At 41.1% G+C, this 24,158-nt stretch carries 25 protein-coding genes; 10 read left to right on the top strand and 15 right to left on the bottom strand.

Annotated features, from left to right (window positions below; all coding sequences use genetic code 11):
* Positions 1-109 precede the first annotated feature (109 nt).
* On the bottom strand, positions 110-1,540 hold the full coding sequence (gene gndA, locus V7L05_RS00700) for an NADP-dependent phosphogluconate dehydrogenase (RefSeq protein ID WP_335160850.1): 1,431 nt from the start codon (positions 1,538-1,540) through the stop codon (positions 110-112).
* 217 nt (positions 1,541-1,757) lie between these two features.
* Here gndA and V7L05_RS00695 point away from each other — a divergent pair, with 217 nt between their 5' ends.
* Positions 1,758-2,495 carry a Ycf66 family protein gene (locus tag V7L05_RS00695; RefSeq protein WP_335160848.1) on the top strand — a complete coding sequence of 246 codons (738 nt, stop codon included), beginning with the start codon at positions 1,758-1,760 and terminating at the stop codon, positions 2,493-2,495.
* 135 nt (positions 2,496-2,630) lie between these two features.
* Here the strand turns inward: V7L05_RS00695 and V7L05_RS00690 are convergent, their stop codons facing one another.
* From V7L05_RS00690 to V7L05_RS00670, 6 genes are all read right to left on the bottom strand, one after another.
* The gene (locus V7L05_RS00690; RefSeq protein WP_335160846.1) at positions 2,631-3,011 is read right to left on the bottom strand and encodes a nuclease; all 381 of its coding nucleotides are present in this window, start codon (positions 3,009-3,011) and stop codon (positions 2,631-2,633) included.
* Positions 3,008-3,292 (bottom strand): hypothetical protein, encoded by a 285-nt coding sequence (locus tag V7L05_RS00685; protein WP_335160844.1) that lies wholly within the window; start codon positions 3,290-3,292, stop codon positions 3,008-3,010. The genes V7L05_RS00690 and V7L05_RS00685 overlap by 4 nt, the downstream gene beginning before the upstream one ends.
* Before the next feature lie 102 nt (positions 3,293-3,394).
* Positions 3,395-3,676 carry a tetratricopeptide repeat protein gene (locus V7L05_RS34580; protein WP_442937822.1) on the bottom strand — a complete coding sequence of 94 codons (282 nt, stop codon included), beginning with the start codon at positions 3,674-3,676 and terminating at the stop codon, positions 3,395-3,397.
* A 123-nt stretch (positions 3,677-3,799) separates the two neighbouring features.
* The gene (locus V7L05_RS00680; protein WP_442937045.1) at positions 3,800-5,050 is read right to left on the bottom strand and encodes a glycoside hydrolase family 10 protein; all 1,251 of its coding nucleotides are present in this window, start codon (positions 5,048-5,050) and stop codon (positions 3,800-3,802) included.
* Between the two features lie 536 nt (positions 5,051-5,586).
* Positions 5,587-6,588 carry a DNA cytosine methyltransferase gene (locus V7L05_RS00675; protein ID WP_335160843.1) on the bottom strand — a complete coding sequence of 334 codons (1,002 nt, stop codon included), beginning with the start codon at positions 6,586-6,588 and terminating at the stop codon, positions 5,587-5,589.
* Positions 6,589-6,594: 6 nt separating this feature from the next.
* On the bottom strand, positions 6,595-7,695 hold the full coding sequence (locus tag V7L05_RS00670) for a HindVP family restriction endonuclease (protein WP_335160841.1): 1,101 nt from the start codon (positions 7,693-7,695) through the stop codon (positions 6,595-6,597).
* A gap of 231 nt (positions 7,696-7,926) precedes the next feature.
* Here V7L05_RS00670 and bchI point away from each other — a divergent pair, with 231 nt between their 5' ends.
* Entirely contained in the window at positions 7,927-9,051 is a 1,125-nt protein-coding gene (bchI, locus tag V7L05_RS00665; protein ID WP_335160839.1) for a magnesium chelatase ATPase subunit I, read from the top strand.
* Between the two features lie 165 nt (positions 9,052-9,216).
* On the top strand, positions 9,217-9,513 hold the full coding sequence (locus V7L05_RS00660; protein ID WP_335160837.1) for a hypothetical protein: 297 nt from the start codon (positions 9,217-9,219) through the stop codon (positions 9,511-9,513).
* A 76-nt stretch (positions 9,514-9,589) separates the two neighbouring features.
* Here V7L05_RS00660 and V7L05_RS00655 read toward each other — a convergent pair whose 3' ends face one another.
* Complete coding sequence (locus V7L05_RS00655; RefSeq protein ID WP_335160835.1) at positions 9,590-10,678, bottom strand: nucleotidyltransferase domain-containing protein; 1,089 nt, start codon at positions 10,676-10,678, stop codon at positions 9,590-9,592.
* A gap of 315 nt (positions 10,679-10,993) precedes the next feature.
* Positions 10,994-11,227 (bottom strand): Nif11-like leader peptide family natural product precursor, encoded by a 234-nt coding sequence (locus V7L05_RS00650; RefSeq protein ID WP_335160832.1) that lies wholly within the window; start codon positions 11,225-11,227, stop codon positions 10,994-10,996.
* Positions 11,228-11,728: 501 nt separating this feature from the next.
* Between V7L05_RS00650 and rplU the strand changes: the two genes are divergently transcribed.
* The 3 genes from rplU to V7L05_RS00635 all read left to right on the top strand — a co-directional run bounded on the left by rplU (position 11,729) and on the right by V7L05_RS00635 (position 12,778).
* Positions 11,729-12,136, top strand: a complete 408-nt coding sequence (gene rplU / locus V7L05_RS00645) for a 50S ribosomal protein L21 (protein ID WP_335160830.1) — start codon at positions 11,729-11,731, stop codon at positions 12,134-12,136.
* A 30-nt stretch (positions 12,137-12,166) separates the two neighbouring features.
* The gene (gene rpmA, locus V7L05_RS00640; RefSeq protein WP_335160828.1) at positions 12,167-12,463 is read left to right on the top strand and encodes a 50S ribosomal protein L27; all 297 of its coding nucleotides are present in this window, start codon (positions 12,167-12,169) and stop codon (positions 12,461-12,463) included.
* A 159-nt stretch (positions 12,464-12,622) separates the two neighbouring features.
* Positions 12,623-12,778, top strand: a complete 156-nt coding sequence (locus tag V7L05_RS00635; protein ID WP_335160826.1) for a hypothetical protein — start codon at positions 12,623-12,625, stop codon at positions 12,776-12,778.
* Between the two features lie 98 nt (positions 12,779-12,876).
* Here V7L05_RS00635 and V7L05_RS00630 read toward each other — a convergent pair whose 3' ends face one another.
* From V7L05_RS00630 to V7L05_RS00615, 4 genes are all read right to left on the bottom strand, one after another.
* Positions 12,877-13,248, bottom strand: coding sequence for a four-helix bundle copper-binding protein (locus tag V7L05_RS00630; RefSeq protein ID WP_335160912.1), 372 nt, complete (start codon positions 13,246-13,248; stop codon positions 12,877-12,879).
* Positions 13,249-13,580: 332 nt separating this feature from the next.
* A complete protein-coding gene (locus V7L05_RS00625) occupies positions 13,581-14,717 on the bottom strand; it encodes a cystathionine gamma-synthase (protein WP_335160824.1) in 1,137 nt (378 codons plus the stop codon).
* 13 nt (positions 14,718-14,730) lie between these two features.
* The gene (locus tag V7L05_RS00620; RefSeq protein WP_335160822.1) at positions 14,731-16,092 is read right to left on the bottom strand and encodes a cystathionine beta-synthase; all 1,362 of its coding nucleotides are present in this window, start codon (positions 16,090-16,092) and stop codon (positions 14,731-14,733) included.
* Between the two features lie 120 nt (positions 16,093-16,212).
* The gene (locus tag V7L05_RS00615) at positions 16,213-17,403 is read right to left on the bottom strand and encodes a pyridoxal phosphate-dependent aminotransferase (protein ID WP_335160820.1); all 1,191 of its coding nucleotides are present in this window, start codon (positions 17,401-17,403) and stop codon (positions 16,213-16,215) included.
* A 187-nt stretch (positions 17,404-17,590) separates the two neighbouring features.
* Between V7L05_RS00615 and V7L05_RS00610 the strand changes: the two genes are divergently transcribed.
* The 4 genes from V7L05_RS00610 to ribD all read left to right on the top strand — a co-directional run bounded on the left by V7L05_RS00610 (position 17,591) and on the right by ribD (position 22,748).
* Positions 17,591-17,800, top strand: a complete 210-nt coding sequence (locus tag V7L05_RS00610) for a hypothetical protein (RefSeq protein WP_335160818.1) — start codon at positions 17,591-17,593, stop codon at positions 17,798-17,800.
* Positions 17,769-18,368: an MBL fold metallo-hydrolase gene (locus V7L05_RS00605; protein ID WP_335160816.1), complete on the top strand. Its 600-nt coding sequence runs from the start codon at positions 17,769-17,771 to the stop codon at positions 18,366-18,368. Before V7L05_RS00610 ends, V7L05_RS00605 begins: the two co-directional genes overlap by 32 nt.
* Before the next feature lie 1,219 nt (positions 18,369-19,587).
* Positions 19,588-20,556 (top strand): glycosyltransferase family 10 domain-containing protein, encoded by a 969-nt coding sequence (locus V7L05_RS00600; protein ID WP_335160814.1) that lies wholly within the window; start codon positions 19,588-19,590, stop codon positions 20,554-20,556.
* A 947-nt stretch (positions 20,557-21,503) separates the two neighbouring features.
* Positions 21,504-22,748 (top strand): bifunctional diaminohydroxyphosphoribosylaminopyrimidine deaminase/5-amino-6-(5-phosphoribosylamino)uracil reductase RibD, encoded by a 1,245-nt coding sequence (gene ribD, locus V7L05_RS00595; protein ID WP_335160812.1) that lies wholly within the window; start codon positions 21,504-21,506, stop codon positions 22,746-22,748.
* Between the two features lie 55 nt (positions 22,749-22,803).
* Here ribD and V7L05_RS00590 read toward each other — a convergent pair whose 3' ends face one another.
* Entirely contained in the window at positions 22,804-23,022 is a 219-nt protein-coding gene (locus V7L05_RS00590) for a hypothetical protein (protein ID WP_334832735.1), read from the bottom strand.
* Between the two features lie 394 nt (positions 23,023-23,416).
* On the bottom strand, positions 23,417-24,106 hold the full coding sequence (gene rnc, locus V7L05_RS00585) for a ribonuclease III (protein WP_335160810.1): 690 nt from the start codon (positions 24,104-24,106) through the stop codon (positions 23,417-23,419).
* Between the last annotated feature and the right edge of the window lie 52 nt (positions 24,107-24,158).

The following is a 24,158-nucleotide window of genomic DNA, read 5'->3' as shown; positions in this document are numbered from 1 at the left end:
GCCTCTGCGGTTCGTTAAAAAAAGTGACTCTGAAACTCAGAGCCACCTTAAAACTGTATTCTGAAACTTTTTAACCTTTCACAATATCCTGATGTAGAGATGTGAAAATTTACTTCTCAGCTTCAGCAATTGGCACCCATTCAGTGTGGAAACTTCCGGGCTTATCAAGACGCAGGTAAGTATGTGCGCCAAAGTAGTCGCGTTGTGCTTGAGTCAGATTTTGGGGCAAGCGATCGCGGCGATAGCTGTCAAAATAATCCAAGGATGCGCTAAATGCGGGTACTGGAATTCCCAGTGTTGCAGCTGTCGCAATCACTTCCCGCCAAGCTGTTTGTCTGTCGAGAATTGTCTGCTTAAATTCAGGAGCTAATAACAGGTTAGGCAAAGCTGGATTTTCGCTAAAAGCCTTCTTAATCTTATTCAAAAAGCGAGCGCGAATAATACAGCCACCTTTCCAAATCCGCGCCATTTCGCCCAGATTCAAATTCCAGTTATATGTCTTGGAAGCTGTAGATAGCAGCGCCATCCCTTGAGAGTAAGAACAGATTTTTGAGCAATAAAGTGCATCGCGTACTTTGTTGATAAAGTCCTTAGTTTGCCCGTCATACTTGCCACTGGGGCCTGTGAGGACTTTCGATGCTGCTACCCGCTCCTCTTTAATCGAAGATATAATCCGGGCATTAACTGCTGCTGTAATTGTGGGAATAGCGACTCCCAATTCCAACGCCGTCTGCACAGTCCAGCGCCCAGTTCCCTTTTGACCTGCTGCGTCAACAATCAAGTCCACCAAGGGTAGATTTGTTTCTGGGTCAATATATGGGAAGATATTCTTCGTAATCTCAATCAAAAATGAATCGAGTTCATCGGTGGTGTTCCATTCAGCAAACACCTCGTGTAGCTGATTATGGTCTAATCCAGCAGCACTTTTCAGCAAATCGTAGGCTTCAGCAATTAGCTGCATATCGCCGTACTCAATGCCGTTGTGTACCATTTTGACATAGTGACCAGAACCACCAGGGCCAATGTAGGTTACACAAGGACCATCATCGACTTGGGCAGCAATTTTGTTGAAAATTGGTGATAGAAACTCGTAAGAGCTTGTTGTACCTCCAGGCATCAGAGATGGGCCATTTAGCGCCCCTTCTTCACCGCCACTGACACCCATACCAAGATACCGAAGCCCAGCCGGTTCTAATTCCTGAGTGCGTCGTTCCGTATCTTCAAACCAAGAGTTGCCACCGTCGATAATGATATCGCCTTCTTCTAACAAGGGTTTGAGTTGAGCAATTACCGCATCAACTGGCTTACCAGCTTGTACCATTACTAGGATTTTGCGAGGACGTTCCAATAAGGCAACGAATTCTTCCAACGTAAAGGCGGCTTTGACGTTCCGTCCTGTAGCACGCTGCGCCATAAACGCATCCGTTTTTTCTCGGGAGCGGTTGTAAACTGCAATTGGGAAGCCATTGCGCTCTACGTTGAGAGCGATGTTCTCACCCATAACGGCTAATCCAATCACACCAAAGCTTTGTAGTGTCATAAAAAATTTCTGGCTAACTCTTGCAGATCCTTTTACCTATAAGGGTAGTCCGAGATTTTCGCCGAACTCCTAAAGAAGACCTTAAGAGTTGATATAAATGACAAAAATCCACAAGTAACACGGATAATTAATTTTAAATTGTATCTAAATCAACAATTGACTTGCAAAATTTGCAAAATTGAAATAATTAAAGGATGCAGTAAGGAGTAACCAAATAATGCTGGCATATGTCCTAGCTTTAGTGGTCGGTGTTGGTAGTTTAGCCATTTACATAGCAGCTTTCTTTTTCCCAGAAATCCACCGCAAGAATGATTTTATCTGGAGTGGTGTAGGGCTGTTCTACGCTTTAGTCTTATGGGTATTTGCACCACGCATTTCTGGGGGTTTGTTGCTCGGTCATGTAGCTAGTGTGGCTCTTTTGGTCAGGTTTGGCTGGCAAACTCTATCATTACGTCGGCAACTGACCCCGCAGGCACAACAAACCCAAATACCCAGTTCTGAGACGGTGAAAACTGGCATTCAGGAACAGGTGAATAAGTTGTCCCTTCAGGAACGGCTGGGCCAGTTGCAAAAAGGTCTTGGTAGCACCTTCGGTGGCGTCAAAGACAAGGTGCAACAGACTGTGAGTAAAAAGACACCCACAACCCCCAAACCTGAAGACATTACCTCTGTTCTGACTGAGCAAGCTGCTGTTGAGATTATTGACAAAACTACTGTCATACCAGAAAAACCAGCAGAGGAGACAGTTACTACTGACACCCAAGCGAAAATCGAGAGTGTACCGCAAGCGATTCCACCTCATCCCCCATCTCCTGAGTTGGTGGAAGCAGCGCAAGCAGATGCTGACATTGAGGACAAGCAACCGATTCCGGTAGAAGAAATTGCTCCAGATGTGGTACTTGCGCCCCCAGCAGAAACGCCATCGGAACAAATACCGCCTAATCAAGCTAGTTGAATTCTGTGAAACCCAATGTTAACCTCACATGATGTTGGGTTTGACTTAATTTGTTTTAATGTTCTGCCACAAATCGGCTGCAACAAACCTAGATAAATGACCAACATTAGTTGTTGCGATGCCTACGGCGGCAAGCTACGCAACATCTGCAACATTAAGAGTTATAGCCTGGGCTACTAAAATGATGTCACCGTCAATCGTCTGATCACCAGCTGTTGGTTGTCCTTGTTGACGAGCTTGTGCCCAAAATAATGCAGCTTGACGCATTGCAGTTGTTGTGATGGGTAGATATTCTAGAAGTTGACTTAACTCATCTAAACGAGCAATACCTTTAACTTTGTTTGCTCGTAATAATTCTCGTCGCACTTCATAATCGGCGATTTCAGGAATTATAACTCGACTGCCAGAGGAAACAAGTAGTTGCAACCATTGGGTGCAAGCAAAGCTTTCAGCAGACAACTTTGGATTTGTGACTAGACCTAGTGGGCCTGCATCTAACAGAATAACCTGACTCACCAAGTTATACCTTTTAACTCAACAGGGAATAATTTACGATCAGATAAACGATCCTCATCTAAGGCATGAATTAAGTACTCTCCTGTTTTTTGCTGCTCATCAGCATCACCTTCATCAATCCAAGACTGAAGCGTATTGACTAACTTAGACTGTTTATCTCTTGGCAGAATATATTCTTGCAAAATCTGCAAAGTATATGTTTCAACAGAAAGCCCTTGCTGTTTAGCTTGTTGTGCAAGATACTGTTCTAATTCTGGTGGCAAGTTCAGGGTTAGGGTCATAAGTCTCTTTTGAGTCACACCATATATTTTAGCTGTGCCACACTACTACAAATTGGATCTTTTTTATTTGGAGTGGCTTACTCCTTAGTGTCACCTGATCATTTAACCTTGCAGCAATGCCTGAAATCTTGCATCATTCCGAATACTATCAAAATCAGGGTTTGTTCTTGCTTCGCTACGGCATCGACAAGGATTAAGGTTAATTGCCTGTTGTAAGTTTTCAATGGTTAGCTCAATATCTCCTTGCAAAACATAACAGCAACTTTTGCCATAATAACTACTCTCATCATTTGGGTTCAGTATTAGTGCTTTGTCACAACTAGCTAGTGAATCTTGGTAACGTCCTGCACGAGCTAGTACTATACCCTTGTTAGCCCATAATATTGGTTCTGGTTGAATTTTCAGAGCTTCATTAATCTGAGCCTTTCAGGACAACAGGCGATCGCACCACCATTAGCCATAAAAACCTTAATTTATATTACAGGAACACCATCTTCAACAGAAAAGTTATTCATTTCTGGCGCGGAGTGCAGGAGATGGAAAGAGAGTTTCAAATCCAGCTTGTCGCTCGCTTAAAGGTTCTGGGGCATCGTTCCAAAGACTTTCATAATAAAAGAAGCTTATGCCTAGACCGCGTTCTTGGACAGCCCGCACCTGAGACTTAATTTGCTGCATGGAAACTGGATTATTTCGTAATCCTGTCATAATGCCAATTCCTGTTGGAATTGTTTGTTGCGCTTCTTGAATTTCTGGGCGGGAAATATATCCCACAAAACTTTGCAGATTCGGACGATAAACTTGCACAATTAACTCATCGACAATATTTTGCCGCATCCAACTCAGCCAATCTTGCAGATGAAACTTGTAAGCAAAATCATAGTAATTGGGAGAAACGGAGAAAATCGCCTGGGGTTTTCTCTGCTTCACCGCTTGGTTAAGTTGTACCATGAACGCCGTAATTTTATCTGCCCGCCACTTTACCCATGCTGCATCTTGGGGATTATTTGGGGGAGGATTATTGGTTTCTTGGGTGTACAAGGCAACTGTATATTGATCGTAGCCAAATTCGTAGGGCAAACTCATGTGATCGTCAAACTGAATGCCATCGGCATCATATTGGCTAACAGTTTCTAGCACGAGATTAGTAATGAACTGTTGCACTTGTGGATGGAACGGATTAAGCCACATAACCTCACCCCCTGCACTGATCGAAGTTTGACTACCATCCCGCTTTTGTGTGAACCAATCTGGATAATTCAGTGCGAGTTCTGAGGTTGGGGGAGCCATGAAACCAAATTCAAACCAGGGAATCACCAGCAATCCTTGGCGATGGGCTTGGTTAATCAGGTCTGCAAAAATATCATGTCCATCTAAACCTTTGTAGACAAAAGGTTGAATACCTGCACGTTGTGCTAAGGCGCTGGGATACATCACATAGCCAGAATTCCACACCACAGGATAGATTGTATTGAAGTTCATCCGCCGCAGTTGACTCACCGCATCCTGCACTTTGTCCCGACTCTTGAGGGTGTCAAAATCATTAGTGGTCATCCAAACCCCGCGAATTTCCTGACGGGGTAACTGTGCGATGGCGCTGAAGCGCCCACCTTCGGTGATCGCAGGGGTGAAACTGTCTACCAGCAATACTGTAACAAAGGATATTAAAATGAGAATTGGAAAAAGATACTTGAGCGACATCTGACGACAAGCTACTGTACATCTACGCCGCCAACTTTGAACAATAAAAGATAATTTCATAGATTTGAATGATGCATTAGCTACCCACACACGCCATTGCTCGTTTTTCTAATTGAATCTATTAACCATATAGTCTACAAGTATTTATGCTTACTACAGGATTAATCAGTTGGTAGTTGTTCGTTCCCTGCTTATGGAACTTTTGCACCATAAAAACTAAAGCAGACCTAGCAAACTATAAGATGCTTGACGTAGTTAGTAGTCATTTGTGCCCAATAGACATTGGTATTGGGCATTTTATACTCCATTGGACTTTCAAAAAATAAAATCACCAGTATATAGTAATGATAATCATTCAAGCATCAAGTTCCGCGAATAGCTAGATGTACACTTTAAGAAATATGAGTTAAACTAATAACTAAAGTAAAAACACTTTGGGAGATTTAAACTACTTAATGGAATCTCCCTTTTTATTTTAATAACTGATATCTAATTTTTTTAGCATATTAGATATCACCTTCAATGAACCATTATAAAAGATATAGTTGTTCAGTTTGTTTATTTCAACTGAATTCTGAAGTATAATTTAGCTTCGCTTAGAGCGAGTCCGTGAGCGTCTTGATTCTGACTCCTGACTTCTGACTTCTGAATTCTTCTTTATTTAAATTATCTTTAATATATTCAAGGATACTTTGAGCAACATACTCTGCAAGCTTGACTGGGACAGCGTTTCCGATCATTTGTTCCAGGTCTGTTTTTGTGCCTTCAAAAATAAATGTTTCAGGGAAAGTCTGCAAGTAGCTTCTTTCAATTGTAGTCAATGGACGCAAGTTTTCTGTAACGGGGACTGGATCTTTAGGGTGTTTTTTATAGGTTTTAGGAATAGGACGATTAACTCCTCTTACTGTTGGGCTGGGTTGATCAATACTAAAAATTCCTCTTCTTTGGTAACTTCTGGGATGTCTGTAGTAATATTCAATTTCTAATTTATTTCCCAGATAATCTCTAATGGTCATTGGTTTATCTGCTAACCTTTTTTTCAGGTAAGGTTCTAGACTTTCGTCTTGTCCTTGTAACTCTCCAAAGCAAAAAAATCTTTTTCGCTTTTGAGGTACACCGCACAGACTAGCATCCAAAATTATTTCACTTAAACCATATCCAGCAGCTTTCAAGATTTGTTTAGCCTCTTTATATTTATTGCTTTTACGAAATAGTTCTACGTTCTCTATCACAAACCACTGAGGAAGAACACTTGTAACTATCTCAGAAAATACAATACTTAAATCCCCTCTTCCTAAATCTTCATCACGTTTACCAGCACTAGAAAAGTCTTGGCATGGGGGTCCACCAATAATAATATCAGGACGCATGTCTCTAAAAGTTTGATAGTTTCTCCTCAAATTACTAAGATCGTAATCAAAAATTTCATGGCTAAAGTTTTTTTGATAAACATCTATAGCTGGTTTCCAATTATCAAATGCTGCTACAATATTAAATCCAGCATTTTCAAAGCCTAAAGATAACCCTCCACAACCGGCGAAAAGGTCTAAAACTCTAAATGAAGAGCTTTTTATCTCATCTCTATATTTCTCTTTCATACTTTTTTATATGTCTTTTAATTTTTCATCAAATATTTCTGGATTACTTAGAATAATACCATCAAATCTTCTCTCAGGACTTAAGTAATTTTGTCCTCCACCTAAGATAATATTCTCAATCTCGTCTTTCCTAATTCTAGGTTTAATTAATTCATCACAGATCATATAAGGGTGAGTATTTAATCCACTTGACGCAAAAGCTTTATCATTTTTAGTATGATATGTCAGGATGTCAATTATTGATGCGTATGGTATTTTACCATTTGTGGCAAATTCATATAACATTTTTGCCAGCCATATTACAGTTCGCGTATGACGTTGAATACTTTCTGTCCCAACTTGTAATCTTTTTGTAACATCAAAAAATAACCTAGTAAAACCAAAATCACTCCAAATAAATATATCTAAACAGTTTTGATATAACTTTGATGTTTTACCTACAGTTTTCCATACTGGCTGCATTACTAATGGAGATTGCATTTCTATATGATCATAAAGTAAATTATCTAGACTCTCCGTCAATCTTGAAATATAAGGAAGGATATTACGAATACTAATCCAATCATTAATTTCACTACAAACAGGATCAAGATATTTAAGTATTTGTTCTCTAGAATCTTTAAATTTGTCAGCAATACTTAATGTTAGATACACTATGGTATCTGGACGAGTAACAATTTCACAACCATATTTATGATCAGGTAAGCGACAAGTTGAATTATCTGGTAAGGCTGTTAATTTAATTTCTATGCTACGTAAGCAGGCATCACCATTAAAAGTATTTAATGTAACTAAATCTACTCTTGGCAATCTTCCTATCACTAGTTTTCTATAAGGAAGATAATCGCTTTCAAATGCAAAAAATAAGTTGGAAGATAGTGGTGTAATACCAAAAACATCAGTTACATCAATTTTTTCATGTTTAATTTTTAGGTTTTTATCAAGAGTTAAATAAATTAGCTGTAGCCCTTGACTATGCATATAGCAAGCCAAAGAAGCAGGGAAAGAATTATTAAATTGATTTTTTCCCCAACTATTAGCCTGAGAGAAATCTCTATTGGATCTAGCTAATCCAAAAAGACCAGGTTGTACTGTATTTTGATTCATTAGTTTCTCGGACATATACTTATTTAAGTAGCATCTTCTGCAATAAGTGATTTTGCAGCGACACTATTATGCGTATATTATGTGTCTGTCATCAAATAAATGATTATTATTTTAGTGTATATACATAAAAGTATGTGTTCAATAAGACTTTTAAATTTAGTAACCTATTCCACGCCCTACCTGTGTCACAATAAAGAATTGTAATAAGAAAAATATTGTTAAGGTAATTTAGTGAGTCCAACTGCTCAATCCACGGCAAGTGTGCGTCGCGTAGTATTTCCTTTTACGGCAATTGTAGGCCAGGAAGAAATGAAACTGGCGCTGCTATTGAACGTGATTGACCCCAAAATTGGGGGTGTAATGATTATGGGCGATCGCGGCACCGGGAAATCCACAACTATCCGGGCGCTGGCGGATCTGCTGCCAGAAATTTCTGTGGTTGCCAATGACCCCTTCAGTAGTGATCCTAGCGACCCCGACTTGATGAGCGATGAAGTCCGCCAACAGTTAGAACAAGGGGCGGAAATTCCTGTAACTCAGAAAAAAGTCCAAATGGTAGACCTGCCGCTAGGAGCTACAGAAGACCGAGTTTGTGGCACAATCGACATCGAGAAAGCTTTATCTGAAGGTGTCAAAGCCTTTGAACCGGGACTGCTGGCAAAGGCTAATCGAGGCATTCTCTATGTGGATGAAGTCAACTTACTAGACGACCACCTCGTAGACGTGCTACTGGACTCTGCTGCCAGTGGATGGAACACTGTAGAACGGGAAGGTATTTCTATCCGTCATCCAGCGCGTTTCGTTCTTGTAGGTTCTGGAAACCCCGAAGAAGGCGAACTGCGCCCCCAACTGCTCGATCGCTTTGGGATGCACGCAGAAATTCACACAGTAAAAGAACCAGCCTTGCGGGTGCAAATCGTAGAACAACGGGCGGATTTTGACCAAAATCCGCCAGTATTTCTCGAAAACTACAAACCCCAGCAGGAAGCATTGCAAGAGCAAATTGTCAATGCTCAACAGCTTTTGCCAGAAGTAAAAATTGACTATGATCTGCGGGTGAAAATTTCTGAAGTCTGTTCAGAACTGGATGTAGATGGTTTGCGGGGTGACATTGTTAGTAACCGCGCCGCCAAAGCCTTAACAGCTTATGAAGGACGCACTGAAGTTACAGTTGATGATATCCATCGCGTCATTACGCTATGCTTGCGTCACAGACTGCGGAAAGACCCCTTAGAATCGATTGATTCTGGCTACAAAGTCGCCAAAGTTTTTAGCCGCGTCTTTGGCGTCGAACTACCAGAAAGTGATGCTGCACAAAAAAACGGCACAGGTCAAAAGTTAGGGGCTAGGGGTTAAAAGTTAGGAGTGAGGAGTTAGGAGTTAAGAGTTTTGAATGAAAAGATGTTTCATAACTCACAACTTCTAACTTCTACCTAAACATTCAGCACTGACTATATAACTCCTAATTCCTAATTCCTAACTCCTAACTCCTAATTCCTAACTAAGCATTCAACACTGACTATGAGATTTTGGTCTTTTTGGTTCAACAGCTTTATTCTATCTAGCCAATATAACCCGCCCAGATTTGTAGAATTATTGATGCTCTTATTAGCGATCGCAATGTTGGCAATAGCCAGTATTTTACCCGACAGACCATATTTAATTTTAGGTTTGAGCTTAGTAGTTGGGGCATCTATTTCTATCTTAGTGCGGGAAGCGATCGCGCCTTCACCTCAGACCAAAATTACCCAACTAACAGCATCTCTATTACTCATCATCAGCCTCTATGGCTTTGCTGACTTAATGTATACACTTTAATAGGGAGTAGGGAGTAGGGAGTGGGGAGTGGGGAAGAAACTTAATCAACAATGCCCAATGCCCAATGCCCAATGACTTACCAATTCTGCATTTCCACCAATTCCATACACAATTCATTAATTTGCTCCAAATCAGGTTTGTGAGGTAGGGTAGATTCTTCGTAAACAATTTCCATTTCGGCGACCAAATCTTCTGCCATTTTCATCACCTGCTCATAAGAATAATCACCCTTTAAAATAGCTTTTAAATCCTCAACATCACCAGCTAATCTCCTATCTACAATCACTTCACCTTGCCGCAATATTTCTACTCCACTGCGTAACAATCTAATGCAGTGCATCCCATGTTTGAGGTCAAAACCTGACTTTCTTTCCATTTCTGCCCTAGCCGGATTTCTATTTTCCTGCCAAGATAAATAAGCCTTCCATTCTCTTAAAGCTATTTGATAACTTTGGCTTTTCTGAAGCAGGCGGATAAAATCTTTACGGCTATTAGTTAAATGTTGGGTATATTCCAAAGTTTCATCGGGTAAAGTATATTGTTTTAACACTCCTTTAAAATCAATATCTGCCGTCAGCAATTGGTATAATTGTTCCGCTTGTTCCAAGAACTCAATCCGTCCTCTGATTAAGTTATAAAGATACTCCAGAAAAGCATTTAGCTCATCTTTGCCCAGAGGTGCTTCGTCTTCTATAGCAAAATCAGATGGTATTGGTTTTTTTTGCGGTGGCTTTAACAACCACTTACGATGAGTTTCCATCTTTTTGATTTGGGCAAAAGCATAACCAGTGTAAGTATGTTTTACCTTCTTGCTCAAAAATAACTGTTTATGATTAATTAAATGCTGTCCGACTGCGTTTAAAAAAGGATAGTTATTTAACCAGAGCAATTCTAAAACATTGGGATTCGCGCCTGCTAACAACTGGAGGATTTTTCTTAATTCATATATAACTGTGTCTTTGTTGCCATCCAGAAATGGAAATATTCCTGGTTCATCCCAACCAGTATCTTTTTGTTCTATGCTATCAAATCCCAAGTAATACCTTTTGGGTGCGATAAATACTCCCCGATAATCAAAATCTGAATCAGGACGATTTAAACCATAGCCGTGGCTACCTGCCAAACCAATTAAAATAGTTCTTTGCTCAACTTCTATTCTTTTCATATCACCTAATTAAAATATAGTCATCCTAACTTATGAGTTAAGCACCTGGCGAGATAGGAAACAGAAAAAGGATTTTTAACTCTCTTCAGATATTACATAGATACTTCCACAGCACAAAGACAGCTAAGGATGGGTAGATATAGCCCTACTTAATCATTCGTGAACAACGAGATCCCCGACTTCTCTAAGAAGTCGGGGATCTGAGCCTTGCGTTTAACAGGAATGCCCCTAAAGGAGATGATGCAACGATATCGCCTTAAGGAGCAAAACTTGTCAATTCAGTTGTTCTTATACTTCGGTTTCCTAGAATAGGAGTTATCTAGGATTAATGTGGCGTCTAGCCCCCCATCCTGGATTGACAATGGTGGCTAAATCTTCTTCAGACAATTTGCTGATCTCATTGTCTAGTTCTTGGACGCTGAATTCATACCCACGCTCTTGAGCAATCTTAACGAAGGCTTCTGGATCAGCTGTTACTTTTAGTCTTTCCTGTAATGCTTGATCTTGTTTTACGGCTTCAAAAAGTCGAGCAGCATTTTGCTGTGTCATAATAATCCATCTCCTGTTTGAAATATCAGGTTTGAATGTGGTAGTTTAACTCCTGGGGATTCACTAACTTCTCTAAATAATTTCTAGATTAAGCATCATTCGTCATTTATAGTTTGATCTTAAAACAAAGAAGAAAAATGTGTTGATTTTGAAAAAAAAATATAACTTTTAGACTAATACTCCCGTTACTTTTTTGTAAAATTCAGCCCTAAGATAGTAGCAATATTTAGTTAAATAAGTACTAGTTTGGATTTGTAAATGCAATAGACATTCGTGCTGGTGGGTGAATTAGCTGATTTTTCATCTTCAGGCTGACCAGAAGCCAATGCTAAACCCAAAAATTCTGTTAAAGCTTGACTTGACACCTGTTTATAAAATAGTATATTAGATTGTCTGTCTAATTCCTGCTCGGATCAGGTAGACATATTACAAAAGCTGGCAAAAGCTTCTCTACAGGAGATAAAAACCAGCTACCTGTACGGCAACCTCAAGGACAATTCCATGACCTACGCAATTATTGAAACTGGCGGCAAACAAATACGAGTAGAGCCAGGGCGGTTTTATGACATTGAACTGCTTACGAACGAACCAGATGAAAAAGTTACAATAGATGCCGTATTGCTCGTGCAGCACGATGGCGAAGTCACCATTGGACAGCCACTAGTGACAGGCGCGACCGTAGAAGGGACTGTAATGCGACATTACAGAGGTCGTAAAGTTCTGGTATACAAAATGAAGCCGAAAAAGAAAACCCGCAAAAAGCGGGGGCATCGTCAGGAAATTACCAGACTTATGATTGACTCCATTACCCTTAACGGTGCAGTGTTTGCTACCCAAGGACCAACGGAGGAAGAAGTCCCCGTTCTAGATGACACTCCTGCCGAAGAAGTTGAAATCGCTGCTGAATAATAAAAAGAAGTAGATAAACAAGAGGAAATCATGGCTCATAAGAAAGGAACAGGTAGTACACGTAACGGTCGTGATTCTAATGCCCAGCGTCTGGGTGTCAAGCGTTATGGCGGTCAAGTTGTACGTGCAGGAAACATTCTCGTGCGTCAGCGTGGCACCAAATTTCACCCTGGTAACAACGTCGGTATTGGTAGCGATGATACTCTGTTTGCCTTAATCGACGGGGTTGTAACCTTTGAGAGAAAGGGCAAAACCCGTAAAAAAGTTAGTGTTTACTTACCCGTAGCTGCTGTTGAAGCAGCCACTGCTGAAGCAGTAGCAAGTTAGAGTTTTGGGGTGGATAACAGTGTCCACCCTAATCGCTAGTTAGCGCTGATATGATGGTCAAACAATTTTGGATTTTGCGAACGCGAAGAGCGTGTCGGAGACAAAAGTTGCGTGCGGGGGTGGAGGAGTTTGAGCAAACTTTTCAAGACAGATTTTAGATTGACCCAGCAATCAAGTCACTTGCTCTGTGATTTAATTTTAGATTTTGCGGAAAGTTGCTCTATTTTTGGCGAAGGTATTGTTAGCGCGATCGCTTCTCATCCCGAAACTGATTTAAGTAATCCTAATCAGTTTCAAAGTGTCGATTTAGACTAATTATTTGATTAGTTAAGTTTTTACTTCAAGCGCCCAGACCCAAAGAGTCTGAGCGCTTGAATATTAGGTTGCAGAGAAACTTCTGCTAAGTAGGGTAATTATGCGGGCATCATATGCATACTTCTGCAAGACTCTGCACACTTACGGCAAGCAGCAGCACATTCCATCATTTTTGCATCATCGCTCATCATTTCACAAGCCATTGCAGTGCGATCGCACATTTCGGCACAAAGCATACAAGTGCGTTCCATAAACTCAGAACCACTCATCATCATATTCATGCACATCATGCACATTTCAGAGCAATCGCGCATCATGCTCATCATGCTCATCATACTGTTGTCCATGTGCTTACCACCTTTGCTCATGCAGTAAGTCATTGTTTCCATGCACATTTTGTGACATTCCATGCAAGCATCCATGCAGGTTTGCATTTCGGAAGTCATGGTTTCAGTCATCATCATCATCATCATCGGAAATACCTCCTGGTTTTTTGATGCCTAGATAGTGTCCTTCAAAGGACTACTCATAACATTAGTCCTATCCTTTTAAAGAGTCAATGGGGTTTTTAATCCAGAATTCATAAGCCTACTATCCCGATATAATTACCGGAATTTTTAACTAATTCTACACTACTTTGGTGTTGTTTTTCTGGGGATTACTACGCATTAAGGCTTAGAAACCCCCGTTTCGGAGTGGGGTTTTATTGAGCAAATCAAGTTTCCGTCAGGGATCAAAAGTTACAGTTAAATCTGGATAGAAAATAATGTTATTTTTTTTAACAAACGCCTAAACAAAGCATTTAACCTAGAGCATTTTCTAAATCAGCTTGCAAATCTTGCTGATGTTCAATTCCTACTGAAAGGCGGACTAAATTATCCTTTATTCCCCGCTTAAGTCGTTCCGCTTCTGGTAAAGAACCGTGAGTCATTTTGGTAGGATAGCAAAGCAGCGATTCCACACCACCCAAACTTTCAGCTAGCAAAAATAACTTGAGTCGGGAAGCGAATCTTTCAACCTCAGCAAAACCACCTTTTAATTCCAAACTAATCATCCCCCCAAAGCCAGACATTTGCTCTTTTGCTAGTTGATGTTGTTCATGACTGGATAACCCTGGATAATAAATGCGCTCAATTTTCGGATGCTTTTCTAAAAATTCAGCCAAAAACAAAGCGTTTTTTTCATGTTCTCGCATTCTCACAGCCAGAGTTTTAATTCCTCGCAGCACTAACCAGCTATCAAAAGGACTAGGAATTGCCCCGATCGCATTTTGATAAAACTTCAGTTCGGTGTATAGTTGCTCGTTAGATGTGATGACTGCGCCACCAATAATATCGCTGTGTCCCCCTAGATATTTGGTAGTGCTGTGAACCACAATGTCAGCACCTAAATCTAACGGTGTTTGAAAATAAGGACTAGCAAAGGTGTTATCAACTACTAAAATGATATTATGTTTACGGGCAGTATTTGCCAGTGCGCCAATATCAATAATTTTTAACAACGGGTTGGTAGGAGTTTCAATCCAAATCAGCTTAGTATTTGGTTGAATGGCAGTTTCAAAATCAGCGATGTTATCAATATCTACATAGCTAGTTGTCACACCCCAATTTTTCACAACCTTTTCTAACAAACGATAAGTTCCCCCATACAAATCATCACCAGCAACAATATGGTCGCCACTTTTTAGCAGACTTAATACTGTTGTGGTTGCAGCCAAGCCAGAGGCAAATGCTAAACCAAATTTCCCATTTTCAAGAGAAGCTAAAGCCGATTCTAAAGCGGTGCGGGTGGGGTTTCCCGTGCGAGAATATTCATATCCTTTATGTTTACCTATGGCTTCTTGTTCATAAGTAGAAGTCAAATAAATGGGAACAATTACAGCGCCTGTTTGTGGGTCTGATTTTTGACCTTCATGAATTGCTCTTGTCTCAAATTTCATGATTTTTCCTTGATTATTCTTGGGTTTGACTAATCCAATATCTAATTAAATCGGCTCTGGTAATTAATCCTATAGGAATATCATTTCGCTTAATAATAATTCCTGTTGTTCCTGATAATAATACTCGATAAGCTTCGGAAACATCAACTTCTTCATCAAGCATCGGCAGAGGTTTACCCATGACTGCGGAAACTTCCTGGTTAGAAAAGTTGATGCCATCATGGAGAAATTTCATTAAAGAGGCTTCATTGACGCTACCGACTACATGATTATTATCAATCACAGGTAGCTGCGAAATATTCAGCTTTTGTAGGTAGTTTGTCGCTTTGCTTAAGGTATCACGGGGACTGACGGCAATTAGAGAAGGAAAATCTGTTTTTTGAGCCAGAATTTCGCCAACTTTGATACTTTTTACTGTTGTACCTTCCCAAAAACCATTTTCCTGCATCCAGGCATCGGAGTATATTTTATTAATGTAGTTTCTTCCCGTATCTGGTAATAGCGCTAAAATATACTTCGGCTCTGTTAATCTGGCTGCATAGTTGAGCGCTGCGGCTACTGCTGTACCAAAGTAACCTCCTACTAATAAACCTTCTTCTCGTGCTAAACGACGAGCCATATTAAAAGATTCTTTATCGCTAACCCTAACCATTTCATCGACTAATTGACGATTAAATGTCTTGGGAATAAAATCTTCACCAATTCCTTCAACTTTGTAAGATTTGGGGGTGTCGCCAGAAAGAATTGAACCCTCTGGATCTGCACCAACAATTACTATATTTGGATTTTGCTCTTTTAGATATTTAGCAACTCCTGAAATTGTACCACATGTTCCCATCCCTGCAACAAAAACATCAACTTTACCATTACTATCTGACCAGATTTCTGGGCCGGTAGTTAAGTAATGTCCTAAAGGATTATTCGGGTTTTCAAATTGATTTGGTCTGTAAGCTCCTGGTATTTCTTTGGCGAGTCTTTCCGCTACACCGTTATAACTTTCTGGCGAGTCAGGCGGTACAGATGTGGGAGTAACAACTACTTCTGCACCATAAGCTTTGAGTAGGTTGATTTTATCCTGGCTCATTTTATCAGGCATGACGAAAATACAGCGATACTTTTTCACTGCTGCAATTAGTGCCAGTCCCACACCAGTATTACCTGCGGTAGCTTCAATAATAGTGCCGCCCAGTTGCAGTTGACCTGTTTTTTCTGCGGCTTCAATCATCGTGAGGGCAATTCTATCTTTGGTACTCCCGCCAGGATTGAGATATTCTACTTTGGCATAAATACTTGAGTGAATGTCTTCGGTAATTTTGTTAAGTCTGACTAATGGAGTTCTACCAATTGCTTGCAAAATGTTGTTGTAAGTAGCCATAGTTACTCCTTGTCAGTGTTGAGAAATTAGTGTTATGGGCTTTCCATGTTGGATAAGTTGGGATGTTGAAGAGAAACGAACCGCAGAGGCGCAGAGGGGCGCAGAGAGAAGAAATGAATGTTAGGATGTGGGTTGTAGAGTTGATTTCAATTTGAGTAAGCGATCGCTGGCTGTTTGTAATGTCTCAGGTCTTTTGCTGAAGCAAAATCTGATCAATGAATGTCCTTTTTCTGGTTGGCTGAAAAAGCTGGAACCAGGAACTACAGCAACACCAATCTCTTTAATTAGATGGTAAATGAATTCAACATCTGTTTTATAGCCGAATTTGGAAATATCTGCAAGTACGTAATAGGCTCCTTGGGGAACGAAATAGGGAATGCCAACTTGATCTAGAATCTGTAAAATACTGTCTCGCTTCTGGTGATAAAGTTTAGCTAGTTCTTCATAATAGGATGGTGGCAGTTGCATGGCGGCAACTCCGGCTCGTTGCAATGGTGCAGGAGCGCCAACGGTGAGAAAATCATGGACTTTGCGAATGGCTCCTGTCAATTCGGGGTTAGCCAAAATGTAGCCGACTCGCCATCCAGTGACACTGTAAGTTTTGGATAGACCATTGATGGTAATTGTGCGTTCTTCCATACCGGGAAGGGTCGCTAGGGCAATATGTTGAGTGCCATCATAGAGAATATGTTCATAGATTTCATCAGTGAACGCTAACACATCCCACTTTTGACAAAGTTCAGCAATTAGGGTGAGTTCTTCACGGGTGAAGACTTTACCTGTGGGGTTGTGGGGTGTGTTGATAATAATCGCTTTGGTATTGGCATTGAAAGCTTGACGCAACTGTGCTTCATCAAATGTCCAGTTGGGGGGATGTAGGGTTACGTAACGAGGCGTAGCACCAGCTAAAATCGCATCGGGGCCGTAATTTTCGTAATATGGCTCAAATACAATTACTTCCTCACCGGGATCGACGGTTGCCAACATCACAGCTGCCATTGCTTCTGTGGAACCACAGGTAACGGTGATTTGGGTTTCGGGGTCGATATCTAAGCCCAGATACCAACGGACTTTGTTGGCGATCGCCTGACGAAATGGGCGATCGCCCCAAGTAATCGCATACTGGTTGACATCTGCCTCTATTGCCTCATAAGCTGCCTGTTTCAACTCCAAGGGACAGGGAAAATCAGGGAACCCCTGAGCCAGATTCACTGCACCGTATTGCAGTGCTACCCTTGACATTTCTCGAATCACCGACTCTGTAAACTGGTCTGCCTTCGCTGATATTTTTTGGCGCACAATCTCACTCACCTCTATACCTCCATTGATCTCTATTGCGGTTATGCAGGAATTTTTATAAACCCGATAAAGTCCATAATATCGATAGATTCATCGTAGTATACTCAAATTCGAGATCCAGAGGAAGGATTAGGGAGATGAGGGAGTAGGGAGTGGACAGTTGATAGTTGACAGTTGACAGTTAGTTGTCCAATGCCCAATGCCCAATGCCCAATGCCCAATGCCCAATGCCCCATGCCCCATGCCCAATGCCCCATGCCCAATGCCCAATGCCCAATGCCCAATGCCCAATGCCCAATACCTAATGGACTTATTATCTATATACTTAATTATTGAGATTAATAGTCAATTATTGAAGGTACTGATCCAGAATCATCATGAAATCTTTGCACCGTCCCGATCTTTATAGCTGGTCTAATTTCAATCCGGCAAGAAATATTGATTTCAATGGGATTGCCTGGATTCGCCCAGATGGCAACATCTTGATTGACCCAGTAGCCCTATCAAACCATGATTGGAATCATCTGAAATCCCTCGGTGGTGTAGTTTGGATTGTGCTGACGAATTCTGAGCATGTCAGGGCGAGTAAAGAAATTGCCGATCAAACCTATGCTAAGATTGCTGGCCCTCTGGCAGAAAAAGACACTTTCCCCATACATTGCGATCGCTGGCTGTCTGATGGTGAAGAATTTGTCCCAGGACTGGAGGTGATTGAACTCCAAGGCTCGAAAACTCCCGGTGAATTGGCTCTGTTACTGGAGAAGACGACTTTGATTACAGGAGATTTAGTCAGGGCACGCAAAGCCGGTAGCTTAACGATTTTGCCAGATGACAAGCTGCTAAATCGAGAGGAGGCTGTTGCTTCTGTTCGCAGGTTGGCTCAACTGAGTCGGGTAGAAGCAGTGTTGGTGGGGGATGGTTGGCCCGTCTTCCGCGATGGAAGCGATCGCTTACAGGAACTTGCAGCGACGCTGTAAATGCGTGGGGGGGATGCCTACTTTAAGGGCTAGTGGTCTGTCCCATTAATTTTCAGGGGGTTGAGAAACGAACCGCAAAGGACGCAAAGAACGCGAAGTTAAGAGGTAAAGAAGATATAGCGTTTCCTAATCACATGAGGTATATCTTAGCCCCCTCTCGAAGAGCGGGGAGGGGGTTGGGGGTGGGGTTTTTGTACCTCACTAAACCGAGAACCGCTAAACAAGTCGCAAGTCGCAAGTCAGTTTTGTGACGGGGATTTAGCGAGAAACGCGGTCTTGGGCTTTGCCCAAGTGGAGCGATTTCTCAAGACAGACCCCGACCCAAAACGTGCTGCCATTCTTAGGCAGGGGAATTAAACTGAACATACTCTGTTAAAACTGATTGATTCACCTATCAAGTTACTTACTTAAGCAAAGGTTGCTACCCAGGGGATAGGAGATGGTTGTCCTGTTTTTGGGAATGGACGCGATCACTCCCTTACAGACTCTGGATGAATAGCGAGCGCTTAAAGAAATCCGGAAATGATGCGATCGCTATTCATGCAAAGGTAACTATTGAAGCAGGTGTAATATCTGTAATCGCTTGCTGTTGCTCCCTCCATATTATGTGAGTTCAGAGGGTGTAGGGGGTAGGGTTGCAGGTTTGGGAACCCACGTTTAAAAACGTGAGATTGAATACTTGGACACCTCGGCGGAGCGGCTCCGGCGCTGCGCCACTCGTTATACATCTTTTTTTTTACGCTTGCAATAACCCAGAACTAAAGTTTTTTATTTCTATACCCCACACCCCACACCCTTTTCTTTGTAACTTTGACTTTGGGTATAACTTTGGCTACTTGAGCTATTCCCGCCAGCAGCAGGGTAAGCGCATCTCAAATGGGATTGACAAAAAATACATTTTATGTGTTAAGGATAGAACAGGAATTTATGGTTCGGTTTATTTCTAGAGGCTAATAGCGATGCCTAATCTATGATCAATAACTAGGGCTTAATGCGATTGTTTGGGTCTTTATTGATATTAGGGCTTTCTTATTGACAAGATGCGCTTACCCTGCACCTCAGTATTCCTAACATACCGCGTTATTCTCGACATACTCTGAATCTACGCTAAACCTTTTCCCTCCGACAAGTTTCCTTTAAGAAATATTTGGTATCCTAGATTATCCAAATTTTGAATTTCTTTTAAGGGGTGTACCATAAAATTTTTAAGGAGTTAAAAGTGACAATTAAAATATTTAAAGTTCTACCAATGCAATATACCCCCTTTGTTTTGAAAGATGAATTAGAATTCCTTAAAAATCAGGGGATTGAAATGACAGAAGATATAGGTTTAGCCGACATTATACTAGCTTATAATCTGCGTGTTCTCAGACCTTTAAGAATAGCTTATAGAAAAAAGAAAAAGTATCTCGTTTGGACAAGTGAACCTAGATTTGATGTCACATTCAAAAAAATAGACCGAGGATTCTTCTTAATGGGTGATGCCCACATCATGAACATTTATACAGGTGACATATTTGTAAATAATTTCACTCTTCCATTTTTTGATGATTTTTATAGAGAATATTGGAAAGAATCCTTAAAGCCACTAGATAAATTTAATTTTACTGGATTAGATAATCGCCAGATTGTCATAGTTGCAGGATATAGGAATAATCAGAAAACTACAAGTCTGAAAAGAGCAGATAAGGAATTGGATCTATTGTATCTTAAAACCCAGATAGCATTGGCAGGATATCAACTAGGGAAGGTAGATGTTTATGGACCAGGCTGGCCTGATAATATATCCTTAGAAAGTTCAAGACAAGGAGACTATATATCCAGAAAAGTTGAGATTTTAAAACCATATAACTTTAATCTGTGCTTTGAAAATACAAACTTTGATTATTACTGCACTGAAAAAATTTGGGATAGTATTCGCTGCTATTGTCTGCCAATTTACTTTGGGCAGGGAAATAAAATATATGAAGATTTTCCTAAAAATAGTTTCATAGATTATAGTGAGTTTGTCAGTCCAAAGGATCTCTTTGATTACGTCGATACTATGACTGAGCAAGAATTCCTGACTCGCATGAATCTATGTATTAATACTTACAATAAAGTTCATGAACAGCTGAAATCTGTTAATAGATATGAAGAATTTCTTTTGAGGACTGTTCGTAGAATAAAAGAAATAATGGCATCTTAAGACCCACATTCCGCAGATGTTACTCAGATTAGAGAACTCCACAAAAAAGATGATCCAATAGCTATGCTGGTTTAGCTAAAATTTCCACAAACCATTTTTTGAGATTGGGGAGGCGGTTAATCTGTGTTTCAATTTCTTCCATAGCTGAAGTTGTGAGTTTAACTCCTGTGGAGTAAACTCTGAAATTATTTTTCTCTGATTATAGGATCAATCATTCTGTGGAGTTCTCTTATTGATATTTTTGAAAAATCCCAGCGAGAAAAATTTTATTCACCTAATTTTTCTGCTTGAGATTAACTTTTTATGCCAAAAAATAGTGGTATGAACTCCAAAAAATTTTATCTCTTAAAGTAGCTCGTGACTTTATTTTAGAACACCTATCACAAAAGTTGGGCTTGATCGCATAGTATCAATTATCTGTCAATGCGTAAGTTCTAGCTGGTAGCTAGCAAAAACTGATGTTCGCACATATGCACTGTCTGTCCACGCTCTAATTGCCGATCTAGCCTGGGTATTCTGGTTTGGAAACGCTGAATGTCGGTCAGGAACTTGTAACGACGCTGTAAATGGGTGGGTAGCAGAGCTAGCTATGCTACCCTACAGGATATTGTGATTCAAATACATGAAAAAGGTACATGAAAAAGGTTGTAAGAAGAATTGTAATGAAAATATTACAGGCTGATGCAAGATTATAGCGCCTGGATTTTATTCTGTTTAACAGGAAAGGCAGGAGGAATACTGCTTTTTATCTCCTACCGCGACCAGAGGGAGCAAGGGTTTGAATCTCCCACAACTTTTGCTCGGCCCAAATCATCCGGGGGTCGAATCTTATAAGTGATTTGCTCCTCCTCCCTCCTGCCTCCTTCAATTATCAGGAGCAAAGCACGATTCTCCTGTGGAAAGGCTGCGCGATCGCGTGCAGAATATTTACAATATTGTCTAAAATTATGGATAATTCCCCAGTGGTCGCTCAAGCAGATGCATCCTTACCAAATCACACTCACGAAAATATACTTTTAGTGGAGTCAGCAGTTGGATCGAATTCTCCTGTAAAGGAAAAGGTAGGAAGTGACTTTGACTCTCGCATGATGCTGCGGTGTTTGGAACTTGCTCGCCGCGCTTTAGGACATACTTCGCCAAATCCGTTAGTGGGAGCGGTGATTGTCAAGGATGGCGAGATTGTCGGCGAAGGGTTTCATCCTCGTGCAGGTGAGCCTCATGCAGAAGTGTTTGCCTTGAAAGCAGCAGGCGTTGGCGCAGCCTCTCCCCTGGAAAATCGCGCTCGTGGTGCAACAATCTATGTCAACCTCGAACCCTGCAATCACTACGGACGTACTCCCCCTTGTTCGGAAGGATTGATCCAAGCTGGGGTGGCAAAAGTGGTGGTGGGTATGGTTGATCCCAATCCACTGGTAGCTGGAGGTGGTATTGCCCGTTTACGTGCGGCGGGGATCGAAGTGTTGGTAGGAGTAGAAGAGTCAGCTTGTCATCAGCTAAATGAAGCTTTTGTGCATCGCATTCTCTACAAACGACCTTTGGGAATTTTAAAATATGCCATGACTTTAGATGGCAAAATTGCTACCACCTCTGGTAACAGCGCCTGGGTTACAAGCCAAGATTCCCGCAGTGAAGTACATCAACTGCGGGCGGCTTCTGATGCCATAATTGTCGGTGGTAATACAGTCCGACACGACAATCCTTACTTAACCAGCCATCAGGTGGGGGCACATAATCCCCTGCGGGTGGTAATGAGTCGCCATCTCAACAACTTACCGGAAAATGCCCATCTCTGGCAAACTGCGGATGCTCCGACTTTGGTGTTGACACAGGAGGGCGCTAACCCCGATTTTCAAGAACTGTTGCTAAAAAAGGGGGTAGAGGTGGTGAAATTAACATCACTGACACCAGATAAGGCAATGGCGTACTTATATGAGCGGGGTTTTTGTAGCGTGTTATGGGAATGTGGTGGTACCTTAGCTGCAAGTGCGATCGCTCAAGGAGCAGTGCAAAAAGTTCTCGCATTTATCGCCCCAAAAATCATTGGTGGTAACATTGCTCCCACACCTGTGGGCGATTTAGGTTTTACTACCATGACTGAGGCGTTATCTCTAGAACGTGTTCGTTGGCGTGTAGTCGGCTCTGACTGCTTAGTTGAAGGTTATTTTCCCCAAAAAGCCAATAGTCAAGAGTAATAACACATCAACTTAACTCATCGTGATTTTGCGTTGGCGTAGCCCGCCGTAGGCATCATGAACACTGACGTTCCTGGGCAATATCACGTATCAGGGCTAGCCGAGATTGAATGTAGTGGCACAGAAAATCAGTTTCGTTAGAATCTAACAACACTTGGGTTTCGGTTTGTTTTACTAACCACTGCACTAAGCTAGCATCATCCAGTTGCAAGAGGAGCTTGGCTTGGGCGGTTTCAACCACTGACCAAAGCTGACGCATAATTGTAGGAGTCATCAGACCTCAATTGAATAATTAGCTTTGCTATCTTCAGATTACACAATTGCGATCGCACTTTACATCATGTATGTAGAAGCTGAAACAAGTATTATGAAAAACTTAATAATGGTATTTATAACTTTATAAAGATTAAGAATTTAAAACTCAGTTTAGAAAATCGGGATTGGGCATGGGTAAAGACAGATTTTAATGGATTTAGTTGCAAAACCTAGAAAACAAATGCACTAATTCTAAATCTGGCTCAAACAGGAATTTAGCATTTTTAGCGTCAAATTGATAAGGCGTGAGATAAAAAATCATCTCTACAACAAACCTTTCTTTTTCAATAGGACTTACGCAAAATATCTCTGAAACTCTTATTTCTCCGTGTACTCTGCGCCTCTGCGGTTCGTTATTCCGTAACTCCTGCGTAAGTCCTATTCAACTTAGCTAGCGCATCTTCAGCAGCAGCTTTTTCAGCCTCTTTTTTATTACGTCCCGTACCCGTTCCATGCTCTATTCCATCTACAAATACTGTAGCTACGAATGTTGGCGCGTGAGCAGGTCCATCTTGTTCTGTCTTATATATCGGGGGAGTAGTGATACCCTTGCTTTGTACCCATTCCTGAAAGCGATTTTTTGAGTCTACATTAGAGCGAGACACAACAATATTTTCAGGTACAGAATCAAAGAAGTCTTTTACAATTTTGCGAGCTTTTTCAATATCCGAACCATTATCCAAATAGTAAGCACCAATCACAGCTTCAAATGTACTGCTAAGTAAATTAGGATTTTGGTAGCCTCCATCTAGTTTTGCACCTTGTCCTAGAAGCATCCGAGAATTTAAACCTACTTCAATAGCAAATTTTGCTAATTGCTTCTCATCTACCAGCGCAGAACGCCGCCGAGTTAATTCATCTTCTCCCTTTTCTCCATGCTTTTCATAGAGATATTCACCGCTTAAGAAATTTAGGATAGCATCACCAAGAAACTCTAGGCGTTCGTTATGTTCCCCTTCTCCAGGATGTTCATTGACATAAGAACGGTGGGTAAGCGCTCGACGCAAAAGTTTTTTATCATCGAATTCTAGAAGCTTGTGCATTTTTATTTTTTCCAATGGTAGTTAATTGAATGTAAAGAGCGAGCAAGATGCC

Source organism: Nostoc sp. (assembly GCF_036917755.1).
Taxonomy (GTDB): domain Bacteria; phylum Cyanobacteriota; class Cyanobacteriia; order Cyanobacteriales; family Nostocaceae; genus Nostoc.
This window is presented reverse-complemented; position numbering and strand designations above follow the sequence as displayed.